A 270-nucleotide genomic window follows, 5' to 3' on the forward strand; every position below is an offset into this window, starting at 1 on the left:
TTGGTCGCAGGTTCGAGCCGAGCGAAGCGAGACAACAACGCATAAGCGTTGGCCCGAAGGGTGAGGCCGGAGGCCGAATCATCCTGCACGACCCACCATCTAAATTCCCAATCCAATACTCTTCAAGTAATCAATGACCTCAGTTCGTAGAGCCGTTGGCTTTTAATCAATTGGTCGCAGGTTCGAGCCGGGCGAAGCGAGACAACAACGCATAAGCGTTGGCCCGAAGGGTGAGGCCGGAGGCCGAATCATCCTGCATGCCTTGTCTTG

At 55.2% G+C, this 270-nt stretch carries 2 other RNA genes; both read left to right on the top strand.

Annotated elements, in window-relative coordinates:
• Positions 1–98, top strand: a non-coding RNA gene (locus tag AAC855_RS21350) — RtT sRNA; the annotation flags it as partial.
• A 40-nt stretch (positions 99–138) separates the two neighbouring features.
• A non-coding RNA gene (locus AAC855_RS21355) (RtT sRNA) lies at positions 139–268 on the top strand.
• The last annotated feature ends 2 nt before the right edge of the window (positions 269–270 follow it).

It is taken from the genome of Xenorhabdus bharatensis (assembly GCF_037996705.1).
GTDB lineage: Bacteria > Pseudomonadota > Gammaproteobacteria > Enterobacterales > Enterobacteriaceae > Xenorhabdus > Xenorhabdus bharatensis.